The 19,905-nt window shown below is 63.0% G+C and carries 18 protein-coding genes and 1 tRNA gene; 10 read left to right on the top strand and 9 right to left on the bottom strand.

Features of this window, described 5'->3' with window-relative positions:
• Positions 1 to 15: 15 nt before the first annotated feature.
• On the bottom strand, positions 16 to 2,187 hold the full coding sequence (locus ACG97_RS11425; protein WP_047967490.1) for a DNA internalization-related competence protein ComEC/Rec2: 2,172 nt from the start codon (positions 2,185 to 2,187) through the stop codon (positions 16 to 18).
• A gap of 93 nt (positions 2,188 to 2,280) precedes the next feature.
• Here ACG97_RS11425 and ACG97_RS11420 point away from each other — a divergent pair, with 93 nt between their 5' ends.
• Together ACG97_RS11420 and ACG97_RS11415 are read left to right on the top strand one after the other, a co-directional pair.
• Entirely contained in the window at positions 2,281 to 3,084 is an 804-nt protein-coding gene (locus tag ACG97_RS11420) for a class I SAM-dependent methyltransferase (protein ID WP_047967489.1), read from the top strand.
• 176 nt (positions 3,085 to 3,260) lie between these two features.
• Positions 3,261 to 3,656: a thioesterase family protein gene (locus tag ACG97_RS11415; RefSeq protein ID WP_047967488.1), complete on the top strand. Its 396-nt coding sequence runs from the start codon at positions 3,261 to 3,263 to the stop codon at positions 3,654 to 3,656.
• Positions 3,657 to 3,727: 71 nt separating this feature from the next.
• Here the strand turns inward: ACG97_RS11415 and ACG97_RS11410 are convergent, their stop codons facing one another.
• Together ACG97_RS11410 and ACG97_RS11405 are read right to left on the bottom strand one after the other, a co-directional pair.
• Complete coding sequence (locus tag ACG97_RS11410; RefSeq protein ID WP_047967487.1) at positions 3,728 to 4,072, bottom strand: antibiotic biosynthesis monooxygenase; 345 nt, start codon at positions 4,070 to 4,072, stop codon at positions 3,728 to 3,730.
• Positions 4,069 to 5,223 carry a cytochrome P450 gene (locus tag ACG97_RS11405; protein ID WP_047967486.1) on the bottom strand — a complete coding sequence of 385 codons (1,155 nt, stop codon included), beginning with the start codon at positions 5,221 to 5,223 and terminating at the stop codon, positions 4,069 to 4,071. The genes ACG97_RS11410 and ACG97_RS11405 overlap by 4 nt, the downstream gene beginning before the upstream one ends.
• Before the next feature lie 78 nt (positions 5,224 to 5,301).
• Between ACG97_RS11405 and ACG97_RS11400 the strand changes: the two genes are divergently transcribed.
• The 6 genes from ACG97_RS11400 (at position 5,302) to bluB (ending at position 9,238) form a co-directional block, all read left to right on the top strand.
• Positions 5,302 to 6,003, top strand: coding sequence for a helix-turn-helix transcriptional regulator (locus tag ACG97_RS11400; RefSeq protein ID WP_047967485.1), 702 nt, complete (start codon positions 5,302 to 5,304; stop codon positions 6,001 to 6,003).
• A 138-nt stretch (positions 6,004 to 6,141) separates the two neighbouring features.
• Positions 6,142 to 7,455, top strand: a complete 1,314-nt coding sequence (locus tag ACG97_RS11395; protein ID WP_047967484.1) for a Na+/H+ antiporter family protein — start codon at positions 6,142 to 6,144, stop codon at positions 7,453 to 7,455.
• Positions 7,456 to 7,518: 63 nt separating this feature from the next.
• A tRNA-Thr gene (locus tag ACG97_RS11390) sits at positions 7,519 to 7,594 on the top strand.
• 102 nt (positions 7,595 to 7,696) lie between these two features.
• On the top strand, positions 7,697 to 7,900 hold the full coding sequence (locus ACG97_RS11385; protein WP_047967483.1) for a SlyX family protein: 204 nt from the start codon (positions 7,697 to 7,699) through the stop codon (positions 7,898 to 7,900).
• A 75-nt stretch (positions 7,901 to 7,975) separates the two neighbouring features.
• Positions 7,976 to 8,518, top strand: coding sequence for a hypothetical protein (locus ACG97_RS16955; protein ID WP_053068151.1), 543 nt, complete (start codon positions 7,976 to 7,978; stop codon positions 8,516 to 8,518).
• Positions 8,519 to 8,581: 63 nt separating this feature from the next.
• Entirely contained in the window at positions 8,582 to 9,238 is a 657-nt protein-coding gene (gene bluB / locus ACG97_RS11375) for a 5,6-dimethylbenzimidazole synthase (protein ID WP_047967482.1), read from the top strand.
• A gap of 84 nt (positions 9,239 to 9,322) precedes the next feature.
• Here bluB and ACG97_RS11370 read toward each other — a convergent pair whose 3' ends face one another.
• Together ACG97_RS11370 and ACG97_RS11365 are read right to left on the bottom strand one after the other, a co-directional pair.
• Positions 9,323 to 10,990: an ABC-F family ATP-binding cassette domain-containing protein gene (locus ACG97_RS11370; protein ID WP_047967481.1), complete on the bottom strand. Its 1,668-nt coding sequence runs from the start codon at positions 10,988 to 10,990 to the stop codon at positions 9,323 to 9,325.
• Between the two features lie 248 nt (positions 10,991 to 11,238).
• Positions 11,239 to 11,715: an Lrp/AsnC family transcriptional regulator gene (locus ACG97_RS11365; protein ID WP_047967480.1), complete on the bottom strand. Its 477-nt coding sequence runs from the start codon at positions 11,713 to 11,715 to the stop codon at positions 11,239 to 11,241.
• Between the two features lie 154 nt (positions 11,716 to 11,869).
• Between ACG97_RS11365 and ACG97_RS11360 the strand changes: the two genes are divergently transcribed.
• The gene (locus ACG97_RS11360) at positions 11,870 to 12,478 is read left to right on the top strand and encodes a LysE family translocator (RefSeq protein WP_047967479.1); all 609 of its coding nucleotides are present in this window, start codon (positions 11,870 to 11,872) and stop codon (positions 12,476 to 12,478) included.
• 31 nt (positions 12,479 to 12,509) lie between these two features.
• On the opposite strand, the gene ACG97_RS11355 is transcribed toward ACG97_RS11360, so the two are convergent.
• From ACG97_RS11355 to ACG97_RS11345, 4 genes are read right to left on the bottom strand one after another with little or no spacing between them, the layout of a single operon-like run.
• A complete protein-coding gene (locus ACG97_RS11355; RefSeq protein ID WP_047967478.1) occupies positions 12,510 to 14,852 on the bottom strand; it encodes a DUF2357 domain-containing protein in 2,343 nt (780 codons plus the stop codon).
• Positions 14,853 to 14,865: 13 nt separating this feature from the next.
• Positions 14,866 to 16,806: an McrB family protein gene (locus ACG97_RS17855; protein WP_202902756.1), complete on the bottom strand. Its 1,941-nt coding sequence runs from the start codon at positions 16,804 to 16,806 to the stop codon at positions 14,866 to 14,868.
• Positions 16,806 to 18,026, bottom strand: a complete 1,221-nt coding sequence (locus ACG97_RS17310; RefSeq protein ID WP_082133754.1) for a DNA cytosine methyltransferase — start codon at positions 18,024 to 18,026, stop codon at positions 16,806 to 16,808. Before ACG97_RS17310 ends, ACG97_RS17855 begins: the two co-directional genes overlap by 1 nt.
• Before the next feature lies 1 nt (position 18,027).
• Positions 18,028 to 18,495, bottom strand: a complete 468-nt coding sequence (locus tag ACG97_RS11345) for a very short patch repair endonuclease (RefSeq protein ID WP_047967477.1) — start codon at positions 18,493 to 18,495, stop codon at positions 18,028 to 18,030.
• 181 nt (positions 18,496 to 18,676) lie between these two features.
• Between ACG97_RS11345 and ACG97_RS17305 the strand changes: the two genes are divergently transcribed.
• Positions 18,677 to 19,807: an HNH endonuclease gene (locus ACG97_RS17305; protein ID WP_082133753.1), complete on the top strand. Its 1,131-nt coding sequence runs from the start codon at positions 18,677 to 18,679 to the stop codon at positions 19,805 to 19,807.
• Positions 19,808 to 19,905: the final 98 nt, after the last annotated feature.

Raw genomic sequence — 19,905 nt, 5'->3', positions numbered from 1 at the left:
GATCGCGCACACGTTCTAAGGCAGCGGCCGCCAGTAGCGTGCCGCCTGCGCCCGTCGCGCCTGCAATTCGCCCTGTCTGGACCCCAGCCGCAGCGCCAGCGCGCCGTCGTGATCGCTGCGCCACAGCGTGATGCCGGCCGCGTCCAGCCGTGACAGCACCTGCGGGTGCGGATGGCGGTAACGGTTGCGGTAGCCGGCGCTGAGCAGCGCCATCCGCGGCTGCACCTGGCGCAGCCAGTCGTCACCACTGGAGGTGCGGCTACCGTGATGGCCGAGCACCAGCCACTGGCTGCGCAGCGCGCTGCCGTAACGCGCCAGCAGCGCCTGCTCCACCGCCAGCGGCGCATCGCCGGATAGCAGCAGCGCCTGACCGGCGGTGGCGACCCGCAGCACACAGCTGTGCGCGTTGTCCTCGCCCTGCCACGCCGGCGGCGGCCACAGCACATCGAAACGCACGCCGTCCCACACCCAGCTCTGCCCGCCACGACACGGCTCGGCGCCGGGATAGAACCGCGGCTGCCCGGCGAGGATGCGGCCAACCTTGATGCCGTCGCGCAGGCTGGCGGCGGCGCCGTCGTGATCGCCGTCGTGGTGCGACAGCAGCAGCGTGTCCAGCTGCCGCACGTCCAGCGCGCGCAGTGCCGGCAGCAGCACCCGCGTCGCGTCGCCGGCGCCGGTGTCGTACAGCAAGGCGTGCTGCCGCGTGCGCAACAGCACCGCCAGCCCCTGGCCGACATCAAGCAGCTCCACCGCCAGCGTGCCGCTGGCCGGCGGCGGCACCCGGTACAACAGCAGCGGCAGCAACAGGCAGCCGCCCAGCGCGCGCCCGCTCCACGACCACGGCAGCAGGGCCAGCAGCGTGCCGGCCAGCGCCGCCAGCAGCAGCGGCCACGGCAACAGCGGCACCGCGTACAGCGGCGCGCCGGCCAGCAGATCGACCCAGTACCAGAACAGCTGTGCCACCCACCCTGCCACCCCGGCCAGCCACGGCCACGGCAGCAGCGCCGCCAGCAAGGCCAACGGCGTCAGCAGCAGCGATACCAGCGGTGTGCCCAGCGCATTGGCCAGCGGCGACACCAGCGGCAGCTGGCCGAAGAACAGCGCCAGCGGCAGTGTCGATGCCAGCGTCACCAGCCCTTGCGCCTGCAGCGCGGTCTGCCACTTGCCACCCGGCGCGCGGCGGCCGGCCACCATCACGACCAGCGCCGCCACCAGCCCGAACGACAGCCAGAAGCCCGGCGCCAGCGCCGCAAACGGATCAAGCAGCAACACCAGCGTCAGCGCCGCCAGCCAGATCTGCAACGGCGACAGCCCGCGCTGGCTGGCCAGCGCCAGGGCCACCACCAGCAGCATCCACAGGCTGCGCTGCGTCGGCACCGAAAAACCGGCCAGCGCGGCATAGGCGCCGGCCGCCAGCATCGCGCCGCCCAGCACCCACCATAACGGCCGCCGCAGCGGCGGCAGATGGCGCAGCGCGCGCCGCAACAGCCACGCCACCAGCAAGGCGATCATCGTGATGTGCAGCCCGGAAACGCTGACCACGTGGGTCAGGCCGGTGGCGCCCAGCTGCTGCCAGTCGTCGCGCGTCAGCGTCTGCTGTGCCCCCACCGCCAGGGCCGCCACCAGCGCCGCCGCGCGCGCCTCGTCACTGCCGGCCAGCAGCCGCTGCGCCACCCGCTCGCGCAGGCGGTCGATGCGCGCCGGCCAGTCCGTCGCCATGCCCAGCGCCTGCCGCCCCTTGAGCACGCTGCCGGTGGCCAGCACCCCTTCCGACCAGTACCACGCCTCGGCGTCGAAACCGGCAACGTTGGCCGCACCGCGCGGCGGGCGCAGGCGCGCGCCGAGGCGCCAGCGGCTGCCGGCCGGAGAATCCACCGCCTCCACCTCGAAGCGCAGCCGCACGCCGAATTCACCGGGCTTGGCCAGGCCGCGCACCACGCCGCTGAACTGCACCACCTCGCCGGCCAGCGCCGTATCCAGCCGCTGCGCGAGGCGCAGCTCCGCCCGCCACGCGGCGTAGCCCAGCCCCAGTGTGGCGGCGACCAGCGCCAGCAGCCACAGACGGCGCGTGCGCCACCACAGCGGCCACGACAACAGCAGCACGGTCAGCAATAAGGGCCAGCTCGGCAGCACCGGCAAAAACGCGCACAGCACCACCCCGGCACAGAAACAGGCAAGCGGCAACATGCCGCCATTTATTCACATTGCATCAAGAAAGGCAAAGCGCTTGCTGCCGCCACAGCGATCCCGTATCTTCGCCGCGTCAACGAAGGAAGCCGCATGCACCCCACCCCCCTGTACTGCGCCGAGAGCGCGCGCCGCGACACCGCCGAGCAACTGGCCAGCCGCTTTGCCCTGCCCCTGGTACGGCAGCGGCCGACGGACGGCTACTGGCTGGAACTGGGTGCAGAGCGGCTGGAGCTGGTCACCAGCGCCAAGCACGGCGCGGTGTACGCCGAGTTCGTCGAGGGCGCCGCCCGCCACCGCCGCGAACAGGGCGGCGGCCGCGGCCAGCCGGTGGCCAAGGCGGTGGGGCTGAAAGGCGCCAAGGACCTGCCGCGGGTGGTGGACGCCACCGCCGGCCTCGGCGGCGACAGCTTCGTGCTGGCCACGCTGGGCTGCCACGTCACCATGCTGGAACGCTCGCCGGTGGCCGCCGCGCTGCTGGCCGACGCGCTGGAGCGCGCCGCGCGCGATCCGTCGACGCAGGACATCGCCGCGCGCATGACGCTGGTGCACGGCAACGCCATCGACTGGCTGGCGCAACAGGCCGCGCTGCCGCGCGAGGCGCGCCCGGACGTGGTGTTCGTCGACCCGATGTTCCCCGACACCGACAAGAAATCCGCCGCCGCCAAGAAAGGCATGCAGGCGTTCCAGCACGTGATCGGCGACGACCTGGACAGCGCCCAGCTGCTGGAGGCCGCCATCGCCGCCGCCACCGTGCGCGTGGTGGTGAAACGCCCGCAACGCGGTGTGCCGATCGAGGGCGTCAAGCCGTCGGTGGTGCTGGACGGCAAGTCCACCCGCTTCGACCTCTACATCATCAAGGCACTGCGGCCGCAGGACTTCGCGGACGCAGACTGAGGCAACGGCCAGGGTTGGCCGCAAGCCTGGACCCAGCGCCGGCCCGCTTGCCATTCCGCGCGTGACGCCCCTTGCGTTACACTGCCCTCCCCGTGCGGCACGCCGCCGCTTGCCCGCCGCGAAGCACAAGGCGGTGCGGTGCGCGCTGCCGTCAACCCCGATCAGGAGCCATAGCGATGTCCGTGTTTGCCGTTGAATTCAAGGTGCGTGATTACGAGTGCGATATGCAGGGCATCGTCAATAACGGCGTGTACTTCAACTACCTGGAGCACGCCCGCCACGAATTCCTGCTGCACAAGGGCATCGACTTTGCCGAGCTGGCGCGGCAGAAGGTGAATCTGGTGGTGGTGCGCTCGGAGCTGGACTACAAGGCGTCGCTGACCAGCGGCGACCAGTTCGTGGTTACCGTGGCGTTCGAGGCGGTGTCGCGCGTGCGCTTCGGCTTCCGCCAGCAGGTGATCCGCCTTGCCGACCAGAAGGTGGTGCTGGAGGGGCTGATCATCGGTACCGCCGTCAACGAGCGCGGCCGCCCGGCGATCCCGGAAGCGTTCGCCGCACAGCTGGCCGGCTGAAGCCGCCGCCAGGCAAAACGCCCCGCGCTGCGGGGCGTTGTCGCTTGCGGCCAACGTTGGCCGCAAGGCGCTCAGCCGTGATGCTGACGGCTGTCGTCTGGTGCCGATGCCCGCTCGTTCATGCCGTAATCACGCACCACCGCCGCCACCCGCAGGCGGTAGTCGGCAAACACGCCGCCGCGCCCGGCGGCTTGCGCCATGCGGTGCGCCTCCAGCTGCCGCCATTGCGCCAGCGCCGCCTCGTCGCGCCAGAACGATAGCGACAGCAGTTTGTCCGGCTCGCTCAGGCTGGCAAAGCGTTCGATGGAGATAAAACCGTCGATCTGCTGCAATAGCGGGCGCAGCTCGGCGGCGAGCTGCAGATAGCGCGGCTGCTGCCCGGCCGCGAGGCTGACTTCAAAGATCACGGCGATCATGGCGTGCCCCCCGCGGCAGCGGCATCGGCAAACAGGCGGATGCGGGCATTCAGCGACGCCCGGAAGCGGTGGCTGCGCGCCAGTGCCGGCCAGTCCGGCGCGCCGAGCAAGCACTGTTGCACGAACTGCCGTGCGATGGACAAGGCAAGGCGGCTGCCGGGACAACGATGCGTGGCGGCACCAAAGCCGAGCTCCTGCCGTTCGCGCTGCCATTCGAAGCGCAGCGGTTGCGGATGCCGTGCCGGATCAAGGTTGGCCGCAGCCAGCAGCAGCAACACGCCATCCCCCGCCCGCAGGGTATGACCGGCGATGTCGGCGTCGGCCGCCAGATAGCGGCGCGTGTTGTGGATGGCGGCATCCAGGCGCTGGCTTTCCGCAATGCCATCATCCAGCCATGCCGGCTGCTGCCGCAGGATTTCCCGCAGCCCGGCGTCAACGGCCAGCCGGTACAGCACATTGCCGATCAGTCCGGCACTGGCATCCCAGGTTTGCAACAACAGACCCAGTGCATTGGCGTGCAGGCTGGCCGGTGGCGTGATGCGGCTGGCCAGCACGGCATGGAGCGGCGAGGCCGCGGCAGGCAGCGCGGCAAACTGCGCCAGCAGCGGCGTGACGGCCGCACTACCGCGTGCGATATCGGCCGCCGTGGCCAGCGGCGACAGGGCCGCGACAAAATCGCGCATCAGCGCCAGCCGGCCCGCGTCGGGCGGCAGGCCCAGCAGGCGGGCCATGATCTGCAGCGGCGCCGCAAACAGCCAGTCATCCAGCGCAGCACCGTCCAGCCGTGCCGGCATGGTGGCCAGCACCTGCGCACAGCAGTCGTCCACACTCAGCGGCGGCAGCACCGCCAGCGCAGCCGCCAGCGCCGGCTTGAGCCGGGCGTGATAGTCGCCGTCGCTCATGCGAATCAGCCGCCCGAAGACCCCGGCCAGCGGGGTGTCCCGCAACGCGGCCGGCAAGGGCTGCAAGGTTGGCCGCACGCGACAGGCCGGATGGGCCAGCACGGCCTCGACCACGCTTGCGCTGCTGGCCACCCACAGCTGCAGTGCGCGATCGAAATACAGTGGCCGCGTGGCTTGCAACTGCTGGTAATACGGCGCCGGATCGGGGTGGGTGACCGCGGCCAGCGGGTCGGACGGGAAATCGCGCATGGGGCATCCTTGGGGTTGATGACGAGTGGCGCTATGGTAGGCTCGCGGTCCTGTCCACGTTTCAGCCCGGAGTGAACCATGAGCGACGACCTGCCCGACATCAGCCGTCTGGCCAGCCTGCTGGCCGACCCCGGCCGCTCGCGCATGCTGCTGGCGCTGCTGGGCGGACAAATGGCCACGGCAAGCGATCTGGCACAGGCGGCCAACCTGTCGCCACAGGCGGCGAGCAACCATCTGGCACGCCTGCTCGACGGCGGCGTGCTGCGGGTGGAAAGCCGTGGCCGCTACCGTTATTACACGCTGGCCAATGTCCAGATCGCCCATGCGCTGGAGGCACTGGCGGTGGCCGCCCACGGCCACGACCTGTCGCGGCCAAGCTTGCGCCGCAAGGGCAATGGCGAGATCCGCCTGGCTCGCACCTGTTACCGCCATCTGGCCGGCCGGCTGGGCACCCTGTTGTGCGAGGCGATGGTGGCCAAGGACTATCTGCAGCCAGACGCCGAGGCTCGTGCCTTTGCCGTGACCGCCAGCGGCCAGCAGTGGCTGCAGGCCACGCTGGCCATCGACAGCACCGCCTTGCCGCTGAAACGGCGCGAGCTGGCACGCGCCTGCCTGGACTGGAGCGAGCGGCGCGACCATCTGGCCGGCGTGCTGGGCGAGGCGCTCTGCACGGCCTTTGTGACTCAGGGCCTGGTACAGCGCCGCAGCGGCAACCGCTCGCTGATCGTGACCGCGGCCGGACACCATTTTCTGCGGCAGCACTTCGACCTCGTGCTGTAAACCGCGGCGGCGGCCTGGCCTGGCCGCCGCCTTGCCCCATTCTCCCGCCATCCGCCGTTTCCCGCCTCGACACCTGCCGCCGGACGCGCTACCCTTGCGCCCTTTTTTTCATTTCAAATCAATACTTTGTATATACAAATGAATGCCATCCTGATCGCAGTAACCCTGATGCTGGCGCTGACCCTCGCCCGCACCCATGTCGTCATCAGCCTGCTGCTGGGCGCCCTCGTCGGCGGCCTCAGCGGCGGGCTGGATCTGGCGCAAACGCTGGCCGCCTTCAACAAGGGCATCACCAATGGCGCGGCGGTGGCGCTGTCCTACGCGCTGCTGGGCGCCTTCGCGGTGGCCATCGCCAAATCCGGCCTGCCGCACGCGCTGGCCGATGCCGCAGTGGCGCGGCTGGCGCGCAGCGACGGCAAGACGCGGCTGAAATGGCTGCTGATCCTGATGCTGGCCGTGGTCAGCGTGATGAGCCAGAACCTGGTGCCGATCCACATCGCCTTCATCCCGCTGCTGGTGCCGCCGCTGCTGTACGTGATGGCGCGGCTGCAGCTGGATCGCCGGCTGGTGGCCTGCGTGATCACCTTTGGCCTGGTGACGCCGTACATGCTGTTCCCGGTCGGTTTCGGCGACATCTTCCTGAACCAGATCCTGCTGGGCAATATCGCCAAGGCCGGCATGGACGTCTCCGGCGTCAACGTGATGCACGCGATGGCGATCCCGGCCGCCGGCATGCTGGTCGGCCTGCTGCTGGCGGTGTTCGTCAGCTACCGCAAGCCGCGTTCGTACTCGCTGGGCAAGATCGAGAACGCCGAGCGCACCGGCACCCGCATCAGCCGCAAGGGCACCGTCACCGCGCTGCTGGCCATCGCCTGCGCCTTCGCGGTGCAGCTGTACAGCGACTCGATGATTCTGGGCGCGCTGGCCGGCTTTTTGCTGTTCATCGCCACCGGCGCGCTGAAATGGCACGAGGCCGACGACGCGTTCAGCGACGGCATCAAGCTGATGGCGATGATCGGCTTCGTGATGATCACCGCGCAGGGCTTTGCCGAGGTGCTGACCGCCACCGGCCAGATCGGCGAGCTGGTCAGCGCCTCCGCCAGCCTGTTCGGCGACAACCGCGCGCTGGCCGCGTTCGCGATGCTGCTGGTCGGGCTGATCGTGACCATGGGCATCGGCTCCTCGTTCTCCACCGTGCCGATCCTGACCGCGATCTACGTGCCGCTGTGCCTGCAGCTCGGCTTCTCGCCGCTGGCGACGGTGGCCATCATCGGCACCGCCGGCGCGCTGGGCGACGCCGGCTCGCCGGCGTCGGACTCCACGCTGGGCCCGACCTCCGGCCTCAACGTCGACGGCCAGCACGACCACATGCGCGACACGGTGATCCCCACCTTTTTGCACTACAACCTGCCGCTGCTGGCCGCCGGCTGGGTGGCGGCGCTGGTGCTGTAAGCCAAAAAAATGACGCGGGGACTTGCCAGATAAAAAATCTTCGGCAATAATGCACGCCTCTTCGCCGGTGTAGCTCAGATGGTAGAGCACCTGACTTGTAATCAGGGGGTCGCGAGTTCGATTCCTGCCGCCGGCACCAGGATTTACGGGGTTTCCAGAAATGGAAACCCCGTTTTCCGTTCTATGATCAGTAAAGCAGCACCACACTCAAAAGCACCACCACACTCAGCGGGTACCAATCATGGAATCACGCCTCACCGAACTGGAAATCAAGGTCGCACTGCAGGAAGACCTGCTCGACGCGCTCAATCTCACCGTCACCCGCCAGCAGCAGCAGATCGACCTACTGCAGGAACAGCTGCGCCACCTGTACCAGCTGCAACAGGGTGCCGGCCAGGACGAGACCGTCGGCTCGCTGCGCGACGACATTCCGCCGCACTACTGACCCGTCACTCACCCGCGTAGCGCCACTTGCGGCCAACGTTGGCCGCAACGGCGCCGCGCTTGCCGGAAACACCGCATGAGCACACCCCGCGCCTTCATCTCCGCCCTCGCACCGCAGCTGGCCGGCCTGAGCTGGGCCATCGGCGGCAGCACCCTGCTGCAACAGCTCGGCCTCGTCGACGAGCCGCGCGATCTCGATCTGGTCACGACAGCCGAGGACTTCGCCGCCGTCAAGGCGCTGCTGCTGCAACACGCCAGCGACATCACCCCACCACCACACCCGCTGTACGCCACCCGCCACTTCGCCCGCCTGCAGACCGCCGACGGGCTGGAGATCGACCTGATCGCCGGGCTGGCGATCCGGCTGGACAAGGGCCAGTTCCAGTGGCCGTTCGACGATGGCGCCATCTGGCAGGCCGACGGCCTGAACTGGTGCATGGCCGAGGACTGGGCACTGCTGTACCGGCTGATGGGCTACAGCGAACAGACCGAGGCGCTGGACGAATGGCTGGACGAGCAAGGTGTCAGCCACCCGCAGCGCATCGCCGCCAACCTGTTCGCCGGCTACCCGGAGAAATACCTGAAGCCGGCGCCGGGCTGGTGGCCGTGGGAAGAATGAAACACCCGTGTTTCACGTGAAACCGTCCCCCACCCCGCCTTTATCCAGCTGACGAGCACCCGCATGAGCCGCTACCGCGACGCCGAAATTGCCACCGTCTACCGCGTGATCCGCGAACGGCGCGACATGCGCCACTTCCGCCCCGGGCCGCTGGACCCGGCGCTGCTGCAAAGGCTGCTGCAGGCGGCGCACCACGCGCCTAGCGTCGGCTACATGCAGCCGTGGCGCTTCATCCGCATCAGCGATACCGCGCTGCGTGAGCAATTGCACGCGCTGGTGGAGCAGGAACGGCAGCGCACCGCCGCCGCCCTCGGCCAGCGGCAGGAAGAATTCATGCGCCTGAAGGTGGAGGGCCTGCGCGAGTGCGCCGAGGTGCTGGTGGTGGCGCTGATGGACGGCCGCGAACGCCACGTCTTCGGCCGCCGCACGCTGCCGGAGATGGATCTGGCGTCGGTGGCCTGCGCCATCCAGAACATGTGGCTGGCGGCGCGCGCCGAGGGCATCGGCCTGGGCTGGGTGTCGATCTTTGATCCGGACGCGCTGGCCGCGCTGCTGCGGTTTCCGCCGGGCGCACGCGCGGTGGCCATCCTGTGCATCGGCCACGTCGACGCCTTCTACGACAAGCCGATGCTGGAGCAGGAAAACTGGGCGCAGCGCCAGCCGCTGGCGGCGCTGCTCAGCGAGAACGGCTGGGGCGACGCGCCGCCGACCGCCGGCTGAGGCGGCAACACCGGACAAACAAAACACTGCGGCCAACCTTGATGCAAGGTTGGCCGCAGTGTTTTATGGCAGGTATCGACAGGCTTACCGCTTGCCGGCCGCCTCTTCGCGGCGGCGCTTGGCCTCTTCCAGCAGGTAGACCTGGTAATCGTCCAGATCGCCCTCGAAATCGCTGACCCCGCCGCGCGACACCATCCAGAACTCGTCGCACACCGCGCGCAGCAAGGCGCGATCGTGGCTGACCAGCATCACCGAGCCTTCGAACTCGTTCAGCGCCACGCTCAGCGCCTCGCGGGTGGCGAGGTCCAGGTGGTTGGTTGGCTCATCCAGCAGCAGCAGGTTCGGCCGCTGCCACACGATCATGCACAGCACCAGCCGCGCCTTCTCGCCGCCGCTCATGCTGCCCACCGCCTGCTTCACCATGTCGCCGCTGAAGTTGAAGGTGCCGAGGAAATTGCGCAGCCCCTGCTCGCGGCAGTCGTTGGCCGACGGCCGCATCGCCGCCGGGGTGTCGCGCGCCAGACGGAACATGTGCTGCAGCGGATCGTCCTCCGGTCGCAACACGTCCAGCTCCTGCTGCGAGAAGTAGCCGATGTTCAGCCCCTTGCCGCGGATGATCTCGCCGCCGACCGCCTGCAGCGCCTCGGCCACCGTTTTCACCAGCGTCGACTTGCCCTGGCCGTTGGCACCGAGAATGCCGATGCGCTGGCCGGCCAGCACGGTGCGGTTGACGTTGCGCACGATCACCGTCGGCGGCGTGTCTGCCGGCGCGCCTTCAGGCGCCGGGTAACCGAACACCGCGCCGGTCATCGACAGCATCGAGTTCGGCAGGCTCTGCGGCTCCTTGAATTCGAACTGGAAGTCGGCATCGGCCAGTACCGGCGCGATCTTCTCCATCCGTTCCAGCGCCTTGACGCGGCTCTGCGCCTGCTTGGCCTTGCTGGCCTTGGCCTTGAAGCGGTCGATGAACTTCTGCAGGTGCGCCATCTTTTCCTGCTGCTTGGCCTGCGCCGCCTGCTGCAGGATCAGCTGTTCGGCACGCATGTCCTCGAACTTGCTGTAATTGCCGCCGTAGCGCACCAGCTTGGCGTTGTCGACGTGCAGCGTCACCGTGGTGACGGCATCGAGGAATTCGCGGTCATGGCTGATCACCACCATGGTGCCGGCGTACTGCTTCAGCCACGCCTCCAGCCACACCAGCGCGTCCAGATCCAGGTGGTTGGTCGGCTCGTCCAGCAGCAGCAGGTCGGACGGGCACATCAGCGCGCGCGCCAGTTGCAGCCGCATGCGCCAGCCGCCGGAGAAGCTGTTCACCGGCTGCTGCAGCTCGGCGACGCTGAAGCCCAGGCCGAGGATCAGCGCCTGCGCCCGGGCCGGCGCGTCGTGGGCGCCGGCATCGTTGAGCGCGGTATAGGCGTGTGCCATGCGCATGTAGTCTTCGCCGGCCTCGGCCTCGGTCACCTCCTGCTGCGCGGCGAGCAGGGTGGTATCGCCCTCGACCACGAACTCGGTCGCCGTCTGCGCCGTTTCCGGCATGTCCTGCGCCACCTGCGACATGCGCCACTGCGACGGGATCGACACATCGCCGCCGTCTTCGTGCAGCGAGCCGTTCAGCACCGCAAACAGCGAGGATTTGCCGGCGCCGTTGCGGCCGACGAGGCCGACTTTCTCGCCGGGATTGAGCGTCACCGACGCGTTGTCGAGCAGGACTTTGGTACCGCGGCGCAAGGCCACGTTTTTCAGAATGATCATGGGAAGCGCCGTGCGGCGGCAGAAAACAGGTTAGGCCGCGACCGGCGACAAGGCGGGAAGACGACAGAAAATGCGGCCAACGTTGGCCGCATCAGGGCAAGGATGCTGCCGTGGCAGCGTGGCGCCGCCGTATGCTGCAAAGCAATAAAAACGGCGCGGCGCAGATGGTAACACGCCCCCTGCCCGCGCGCCGGCCTGTCCATAAAAAACAGGCGCTTATGACGGGGACGGTGCCGCCGGCACACCGGCTACAGCGGCAGCGCGTGAGTCAGCTTCACCGTCTCCATCGGCACCTCGGTTTTCACGCTCTGCACGCTGGCGATGCGCGTCAGCTGCTCGGCGTGAAACTTGCGGTACGACGCCAGATCCCGCGTCACGATGCGCAGCAGCGCGTCGCACTCACCGGCCATGATGTGGCACTCCACCACCTCCGCCATGTCGCGCACGCTGGCGATGAAATGGTTGGTGGTGTCGGCGTCCTGCGCCTTGAACCACACCCGCGCGAACAGCGACAGCCCGGCGCCGACCTTGGCGCCGTCCAGCACCGCCACGTAGCGCTTGATCACGCCGCGCGCCTCCAGCAGCTTCACCCGCCGCAGGCACGACGACGGCGACAGCCCGGCCGCACGCGCCAGCTCGATGTTCTGCAAGCGGCCGTCACGCTGCAGCGCGTGCAGGATACGGCGATCAATACTGTCCAGCTTTACGGTATCCACTGCGGCCATCTCCCGAATTATTCGCAGCCAATTCTAGCGACAACCCCGATTCCGCGTCACAACACAACCCGATTTCAGCGCGAAAACCCTAGAATTTTCGGCAGCAACACGCCCTTGCCCGCCCGGCAACGGCCCCGATCATCTGCCCGAGAAAGCGCGCCCCATGCCCAGCGATACCCTGCTGCTGTTTGCCCTCACCGTCTTCCCGCTGGTCTGCAGCCCCGGCCCCGACATCCTGTTCGTCGCCTCGCAAGGGCTGAGTGGCGGCCGCGCCGCCGTGCGCCGCGCCACGCTCGGCATCCTCGCCGGTTACAGCGTGCACGCGCTGCTGGCCGCCTTCGGCATCGCCGCGCTGCTCAGCGCCTGGCCGCCGCTGCTGCACGCCATCCGCTGGACCGGCCTTGCCTACCTGCTGTACCTGGCGTGGCAGATGTTCCGCGCCGCCAGCCGCCCCGGCAGCCTGCAGCTGGACAGCCGCCCGGTGCACGGCCTGTTCCGCAAGGGCCTGCTCACCAGCCTGCTGAATCCGAAAGGCCTGCTGATCTACCTGTCGATCCTGCCCAACTTCATCCGCCCCGGCGCCAGCGTGGCGACACAGGCGCTGCTGCTGTCGGGCATCTTCATCGGCTCCTGCGCGGTGGTGTACAGCGTGATCGGCTACAGCGTCGCCGGCATGGCCGGCAACGGACGCTTCAGCGACCGCAAACGGCGGCTGGCGGAAGCGACAGCGGGGGGATTGCTGCTGCTGGCAGCGGGGAAGCTGGCGAGTTGAGGACTGCGGCCAAGGTTGGCCGCAAACAGCTTCAAGCAATTACTGTCGGGCAGGATGTAGCGTAATGTGCAGGCAAATCCTGCAAGCTGGTAGCGTTAGCAAGCTTTTCCAGTGCAGTAAGACGCGGCGAGCCATGCCGGTTTCCGGTTCTTAACGAACCGGAGCAAGGTTCTGGCTCTTCCAGCCGGAACAGGAAATACGCCTCGTTACGGGAGTCCGGCGATCCGGCCTGCTCCGCAGTGATGTCCTTGCGCGGAAGCTTGCGGCACTCCGCCACAGGATAGATCCACGGGATATTCCTGCCGCGTCCATCGCTGACCAGCAAGGCCAGATAGCGGACTTCCGATGCCAGGCTTTCCGGATCGGGTATCGCCGGCCCCGCAGCTTTGAGCCTGAACTCCCGGAACCTGGCTACGGGAATGTGGTACCAGCGGGCAGTACCCTTTTCAAAACCTTCCATGTAAGCCTTGTCACGTCGTGTGCCTTCGGCGACGAAAGCCACCAGCGTCAGGTCAGGAAAGCGGGACAGCTGCAGATTGTAGGTGCCGATTTTTGCCGCGTCGTGCAGCACATGCACCTCTGGCTGAGCCTTGCCATAGCTGAAGCCGGTCCGGCCAAACGTTTCCGCCAGAAAATCCGCCAGCCAGCGGTTGTCATGCCCGGGCAAAAGCGGAAACGCACCAATACCGATACGCTCGATACCGATGCGATAGGGGTTTTCCGTTGCCAACTCGTCATGGAACCCCGGATACAGCACGAATGCCCCCAGCACCGGTCGGCGCTGGCCATCTGTATCGCCCGTCTTCATCACCAGTGCATCACGGTAGCGGTGCATCTGGTTGATCGCGTCCTCGGGGGGAAGATCGCCTTTGCTGCCACTGTCATCAATCCGGTATTTGGCATCGAAAATCCAGTGCAGACGTCGCCCGTCGGGAAATTCGGCCTCCAGTACGATGTCCGGCTTCTGCCGCGTGGTCCAGCTGAAAATCTCCTGCCGTTCGTCGGTGCCGAATGCCGGCTCGTGCGCAAGGCGCAACTTCAGGCCGCACCCTCGCTCCATCACGAAAACCGCATTGCTGCCGTCGCGCAGCTGCATTTCCATGCCCCTGCGATCCAGCATCACCCTGTCACCGGAGACCACCGTAAAACCCAGGGCTAGCAGCTGGTCCCGCAGCGCCAGTACACACCACACCTCGTACAGCTCGGCGACAGATTTCAACGATACCTGGCCGTGTCGGCCGGCAACATCCAGATAGCGACGCAGCTCCAGCCAGATGCGGTAAACATCGGCATAGCCTTGACGGTGATGCAGCACCAGCGAGTCACCATTCATACCGGCAAACTGACCGATATCGCGGAAGAATGGCCGTGCCCCCAGCTGCAAAAGGTTGGCCGCATTGCTATTCATCTTTTCCAGTAGCGAGGCGGAAACCCGTCCCTCGTCCGGCTCGCCAGCCTTGCCGTAACGGCGGTGTATATCCGCGGCAAAATTTGCCAGATCACCGCCGGTACGCAGCAGCACCATTTTTACAAAGCGGTTTTCCGGCGTATCGGTATGCAGGTGGCGCTTGCCCACCGCGTAATGGCGGTGGATTATCCCGCTGCGCAGATCCGTACCGATACGCTCTTCCAGTCGTGGCGGAATACGTCCGCGGATACGGTCGGCCTTGCGGTGCTGCACGATTTCCTGCAGCCGGCTATGGGGGGCATCGAGAATATAGCGGACAGCCTGCTCCAGTTTGCCCTGCAGCCTTTCCAGCTGCGCCAGCCAGAACAGAGGAAAACGCTGTGACCCGCCATGGCGGCTACCCGCATCCTGCAAGGTGGGCCGCGCAAAAGCAAAACGCCACAGCGGATACTGCACATCCAGCTCTGCACTGATTTGCAGAATATCGCTATCGATATCCATCTTTACCGGATACACCCGCAAAGACAGCGTCTGCCGCTGCAGGCGGCCGCCCAGATGGTATTCCAGCGTCAGCGCCAGCCAGCCGATATCGTTGCCGGTCTGCACCATACCGCGCAGGGTATTGCCGCGCAGGCGGAAGCAGTTTTCCAGCGCGGACAGCGGGTGGCGGATACACGGTGGCGGATTTTCATCCACCGTACCGGCAAACACGAATTCGAATTCGTAAGCCAGGTTCTCGAACAGGAAGGCCTCGCCAGCGAGGCGGAATTCGGCAGATTGTGCTGCCAGCACTGCCCCGCCGGTATCCAGCACATCAGCAGGCGGTGACAGACGTACCAGGCAAGGTGGCAGCCCGCTTTTACCGCGCGCCGCCAGTGTTGCGGCCAACCTTGTACGCCGGCTCTCGGGGTCGGCACACCACAACTGCAGGGACCAGTGCCGCGTATACAGCGTCAGCTCGCTCATGGCTACGCCCCGCTTACGGCCAGAAGCTGGTAAAGCGGTTGGCCGCCAGCCGCTGCTGCATCCAGCCCAGCTTGCGCAGGCTACGGCAGGCAACCGCAAGCGGCTGGCCATCGTGGGCCGTTCGCAGCAGATCTGGCCGCACCTCGCCGTCGGCAATCCCGGCCAGCTGGCTGTGGACCACCTCCAGCAAGCCGTCCAGAACCGTCTTCCCATCGCCATCCGCACCGCGCTGCGCGAGACGGTCATCATCTCCATCGATACGCGGCAACACCTTGGTCATCAGGAAGTCGTCCCACACCGCCAGCAGAGTCTTGTCATCGGCGGGGCTCGCCAATACCACGGCAAGCAACAGCTCGTTGAGTGCGCGGTAGGCCAGCTCGAATGGCGTTCCGGCCAGCACCGCATTGACCGCCTTGAGAAAACCCACCGTTTTCTGCCCCTCCGTATCGGCAGCCACAGCGGCAAAATCACCCTGCGACACAAACGTCCGGCGAGGATAACCCAGCGTCACCGGCTGCGGCTGCGCACCGAAAAAGGCATCGAAATCGTTGGGGAAGAATTCGCCGAAATCCAGCGTCACCGCGCGATCGATCACCTTGCGCGAAAAGCCGTGGGTGGTTTCGTCCATATTCACCGTACCGGCAACAACCAGATTGGGCGGCAGCGGGATGCCGTACTCGCAGAAGGCCTGCCACAAGCCGTCCCACCGAGCGTCGCCCAGCTGCAAGTTTTCACGCAGCTTGTTGCAGCCAGCGTCTTCCAGCTGGCCGATGGCCGCCGCCGTCAGCAGTGCATCGCAACGATACACCCCGTCGTCCCACCGGCGCGTTTCCAGCACTGACAGGTAGTCGGCAAAGTATTGCTCCACCGGCGCCAGATTCATCTCGTCCAGACACAGCCAGTACGGTGTCAGCGCATCCTGCTTTGCCAGCAGCCCCGCCTCGTCCGTACCGTCAAACGCCTCGCGCCACGCCGCGGCAATAAACCGCAATACATCGGTGGCGACATATTCGGGCTGGCCACCGATGCGCGACACATAACCCAGCAGGTCGGAAGGCTCGTGCCAGTCCGGCCGCACGCAAACCAGTTTGAAATTGGCCTTGCCATCACCGGACACTTCGGCCTGCCGGCGCACAAAACGGGATTTTCCGGTACCGGAGATACCGGCGAGGAGGAGGAAGGGCTTACTTAGTGGAATAACCCTGGGAATTTCTTGCAAGAATTCTCTATATTTCGCAATTCCTGCATTATACATCCCATTCCCAGAATCATTAGCATCAATCCACTCAGGTGTATTAAAAATTAAATGACACAAATCATCAAGGGCATCTACTGAGAAGATTTCAAAGAGGTTTTTCCTACGATCGCCATTAAAATTAAAACTATTGAACTTATTTGGAACAGTAATCAAATATGATTTAACGCTTCTTTCTGAAAGCCCTTTTCTTTCAAGCCAATTTTTGAATATATCTCTATTGTTTTTTTCAGAAGACTGTTTAGCAGGGGAACAAAAAACTGCAATGCCCTTAGAAAGTTTATCCACAGCCTTATCAAGAACTGACTTATCAAACCCAGTAATTTCAGCAGCACGCAACAAAGAAACATCCGCACAGTATGTCATAACTCTGACTAATAGCTTCGTCAGTTGTGAAGTCTGACTACCCCCCAATGTGGCAATAGACTTTATATTTTCACAACCATCACGGGCCGCGTATTTAAAAATTCTCCGATACGGCTTCTCGTCATATTCCGATATATTTCTTCGCGTCTCTCCATCCCCCCATTCCTGGGCATATTCATTATATTTTCGCTGCAAGTCAGTGAGAAAATCTACAGCAACTCTAGGATCAATAGAGAAAACCTCTCCGTTTTTGTTGCTAAAGCTTATAACAACAGCACTTCCAAATTTTACATCTTGACCATCAATAGATTTGCAGTAGCTTTCAAAATTCATTACAGATTCTCGATTATTGACTTTGCAATTTTGCGAATAACTGGCACCGACACCGAGTTGCCAAACTGCTTATATGCCGGCGTCCTTGATTTTGGTAGGATAAAGTTTTCGGGATATCCTTGCAATCTTGCACACTCTCTGGGTGTCAACATTCTAGGGTTTTTCCCATCCTGCGGGATCAGACACTCCTTGCCATCTTTTCCATAACGCGCAACCAATGTATTTGCCGGACGAGACAGGTCCGCGAGGAATGCTGTAAAACCGGTTCCTCTCTCCAGATTTCTACGTGTTCTATTAATGTGCCCCTCCCAAAGCTTATCGGAAATTGTATACGTATCAGGCACATCACTTTCCAGGATGCTTTGAAGTGGTAGGGACTCACCTAAAAATTCAGGAAACTTGAAATCACAGTTCATGTCATTTCTGACACAGACCATATAACAACGAATTCTACGTTGTGGGACAAGAGTCGATGAATCAATCAAAGCATAATGGAAATTATATCCAATCTCTGCAATTGCACGCTTTATCACATCAAAAGTACGACCCTCATCATGGCGTTCTATGTTCCTCACATTTTCTAGAAATAGAAATTTTGGCCTCTTTACTTGAGCAATACGTACCACATCAAAGAAAAGCGTACCTTGCGTTTCACATTTGAAACCATGATCTTTACCAATTGCACTGCGGGCAGAAACCCCCGCATGACTAAATGGTTGACATGGAAAGCCAGCAGTCAAAATATCATGATCTGGAATTAGCAAATCCAGTTTACTGTCCGAGATATCATCTGCCGTAAATTTCGTGATATCACCAAATGGTAATTCTCCATAGTTCTGCTGATATGTGGATTTAGCCGATTTATCCCATTCGCTTCCAAATACACAAATGCCACCCAGCTCCTGTAATGCCAGTCGGAATCCACCAATACCAGCAAACAGATCAATAAATTTAAAATTGCTTTTGCCAGCAGGCATGAAAGGCGAAACATTGCTGATCAGATCAGAAATATTACTAATCTGGTGCTCGTTCAGAAAGTCATCAATAACTGGACGAATGAGGAAATCAGCAGTTACATCATCTACGGCAGAAAATCCTGCACCATAAATATATGAATGAATCCATTGATTTGTAAGTGCAATGATTTCTTCGTGGTGGATAGAAAACCTTTCAGCCACTGGTGCTAATTCGGCCTCTAGTTTCTTAAGCAAAGCTTCCATCTTATCTTTCATCATAACTACCACGAATATTGTGAAACTTTGTTTTACTATCTAGCCAACTACTAATAGTGACTAATAAATCCTCTAATGGTATTAGGTTTCTACCCTTCAAGGCACACTCCCACACCACCATTACCCGCCAGCCATCAGTGGCCAGACTTTCCAGCACCACCCTGTCACGCGCAACGTTGGCCGCAATCTTGGCCTGCCAGAACACGGTATTGGACTTGGGTAGACGGAACAGATGGCAAGCTTCGTGCCCGTGCCAGAAGCAGCCATGCACGAAGATCACTGCCTTGTAACGCGGAAACACCATATCGGGTTTGCCGGGCAAGCGCTTGTCGCACAGCCGGTAACGGTAGCCGCGGGCATGCAGCGCCTTGCGCAACAGCATCTCCGGTCGGGTATCCCTCGCGCGGATACCGGCCATCATCCGGCTACGGGTCTGCACATCAACGATATCTGCCATAGGCACTATTAAACCATCAAGGCCCGGCAACCTCCAGGTTGCCGGGCCCTTCATTCCGCTACCGGTTTTGCCAGTTTACCAGATCGCAACCTGACAGACGGACGGCAATGATTCATGTCAGATCCCACATGCATGCATAAAGACTAAAATGCCCATACGGCAATGCATAAAGGATTGAAAAATGACCAAATCTGTCATCACCCCCGCCCATCTGCGCTTCTTCGGCACCTGCAAGAAGGAGCTTGCCGCCTCGATTATTTCGGCTAATGACGAAGCCAAAAAAGGACAGATCACCTGTACCGACAAGGAACACGACATCATGTCGGCATTCTTTGCGGGGGATATCCATACCGGCAGTGCCAAAAGCAATCCGGCCAATGCGACCAAACAATTCGTGCTCGACAATGCTGGCGGAAAAGTCGTGCAGTTGAAGCTGGTTTACCCGAAAAAAGGTAAAAACGAGCTCCGCCTTTATATGAGCAAGCAAAATGGCTTCCGTCCCGATGCGGGTGACATATGGTATGTATACAAGGCGGACAACAAGAAACTGCACATCGGCTATATGTCTGCAAGCGAATGGGAACGCATCGGCAAGCAGGACCCGGATGACGCAGACTACCAACAGGCCCTCCAGGCAGAACTCGCCGGCCAGCGGGTAGCACAAACCCGCTATGCTTACCCGAGACAGCTGGCTCTTGCAAAATCAGAATGCGAAAACGCTGATTATCGCTGCCGGGTGGACGATTTTCACCAATCTTTCATCTCGGGCACAAACGGAAAACCGTTTGTCGAGATCCATCACCTCGTGCCGCTCGGGCAGCAGGGCAACTACACCGTCACGCTGGATTGTGCGGCCAACCTTGTTGCCTTGTGTCCGAATTGCCACCGGCAACTGCATCACGGCGAGGCCACGGGCAGAAATACTCTGCTTGAAAAACTGCTGGCAGTAAGAAAAGCTGCTCTGGCAACAGCCGGAATAGATATCAACCTTGCAGGACTCGCAACCTGCTACCTAACCCCCCCCCCCAAAAAAAAAGACCTCCAACCGGAGGTCTTTCCTACAAACAGCGCATGTGCATTCGCAGTATTACTGCCAGCAGATCCTCATGAAATCAGTTGCTTGCGCGATAATTTTGGCGAAGCTTCTACCTTGGATTTCGCACAATTCATGCTCATGTGGCTCAAATTTCGCAGAGTTCGTGCACAGCTGTTATCGCAGCACTTTCCCCTTGCAACGTTCAGCCGGCTGGGGCCTGACGTGGGTGTGACGGGGAGTGGGGGGTGTTCATGGCGTGATGGGTGTGTTGACTGACAAGTCGCCGACAAGGCAGACATTTTTCCGATATACTGCCTTTGTTGCACGTCCCATAACTCAGCAATCGGAGCTGCGCCATCGTGTGCAACACCTCC

This window comes from Vogesella sp. EB (assembly GCF_001037925.1).
GTDB lineage: Bacteria > Pseudomonadota > Gammaproteobacteria > Burkholderiales > Chromobacteriaceae > Vogesella > Vogesella indigofera.
This window is presented reverse-complemented; position numbering and strand designations above follow the sequence as displayed.

What these genes read in the sequence shown, in the direction of transcription:
- ACG97_RS16955 (WP_053068151.1), top strand. Translation starts at nt 7,976, where the DNA reads ATGAGCACACCCCGCGCCTTCATCTCCGCCCTCGCACCGCAGCTGGCC.
- ACG97_RS17310 (WP_082133754.1), bottom strand. Translation starts at nt 18,026, where the DNA reads ATGGAAGCTTTGCTTAAGAAACTAGAGGCCGAATTAGCACCAGTGGCT.
- ACG97_RS11415 (WP_047967488.1), top strand. Translation starts at nt 3,261, where the DNA reads ATGTCCGTGTTTGCCGTTGAATTCAAGGTGCGTGATTACGAGTGCGAT.
- ACG97_RS11355 (WP_047967478.1), bottom strand. Translation starts at nt 14,852, where the DNA reads ATGAGCGAGCTGACGCTGTATACGCGGCACTGGTCCCTGCAGTTGTGG.
- ACG97_RS11405 (WP_047967486.1), bottom strand. Translation starts at nt 5,223, where the DNA reads ATGCGCGATTTCCCGTCCGACCCGCTGGCCGCGGTCACCCACCCCGAT.
- ACG97_RS11385 (WP_047967483.1), top strand. Translation starts at nt 7,697, where the DNA reads ATGGAATCACGCCTCACCGAACTGGAAATCAAGGTCGCACTGCAGGAA.
- ACG97_RS11420 (WP_047967489.1), top strand. Translation starts at nt 2,281, where the DNA reads ATGCACCCCACCCCCCTGTACTGCGCCGAGAGCGCGCGCCGCGACACC.
- ACG97_RS11370 (WP_047967481.1), bottom strand. Translation starts at nt 10,990, where the DNA reads ATGATCATTCTGAAAAACGTGGCCTTGCGCCGCGGTACCAAAGTCCTG.
- ACG97_RS11365 (WP_047967480.1), bottom strand. Translation starts at nt 11,715, where the DNA reads ATGGCCGCAGTGGATACCGTAAAGCTGGACAGTATTGATCGCCGTATC.
- ACG97_RS17855 (WP_202902756.1), bottom strand. Translation starts at nt 16,806, where the DNA reads ATGAATTTTGAAAGCTACTGCAAATCTATTGATGGTCAAGATGTAAAA.
- ACG97_RS11360 (WP_047967479.1), top strand. Translation starts at nt 11,870, where the DNA reads ATGCCCAGCGATACCCTGCTGCTGTTTGCCCTCACCGTCTTCCCGCTG.
- ACG97_RS11400 (WP_047967485.1), top strand. Translation starts at nt 5,302, where the DNA reads ATGAGCGACGACCTGCCCGACATCAGCCGTCTGGCCAGCCTGCTGGCC.
- ACG97_RS17305 (WP_082133753.1), top strand. Translation starts at nt 18,677, where the DNA reads ATGACCAAATCTGTCATCACCCCCGCCCATCTGCGCTTCTTCGGCACC.
- bluB (WP_047967482.1), top strand. Translation starts at nt 8,582, where the DNA reads ATGAGCCGCTACCGCGACGCCGAAATTGCCACCGTCTACCGCGTGATC.
- ACG97_RS11410 (WP_047967487.1), bottom strand. Translation starts at nt 4,072, where the DNA reads ATGATCGCCGTGATCTTTGAAGTCAGCCTCGCGGCCGGGCAGCAGCCG.
- ACG97_RS11425 (WP_047967490.1), bottom strand. Translation starts at nt 2,187, where the DNA reads ATGTTGCCGCTTGCCTGTTTCTGTGCCGGGGTGGTGCTGTGCGCGTTT.
- ACG97_RS11345 (WP_047967477.1), bottom strand. Translation starts at nt 18,495, where the DNA reads ATGGCAGATATCGTTGATGTGCAGACCCGTAGCCGGATGATGGCCGGT.
- ACG97_RS11395 (WP_047967484.1), top strand. Translation starts at nt 6,142, where the DNA reads ATGAATGCCATCCTGATCGCAGTAACCCTGATGCTGGCGCTGACCCTC.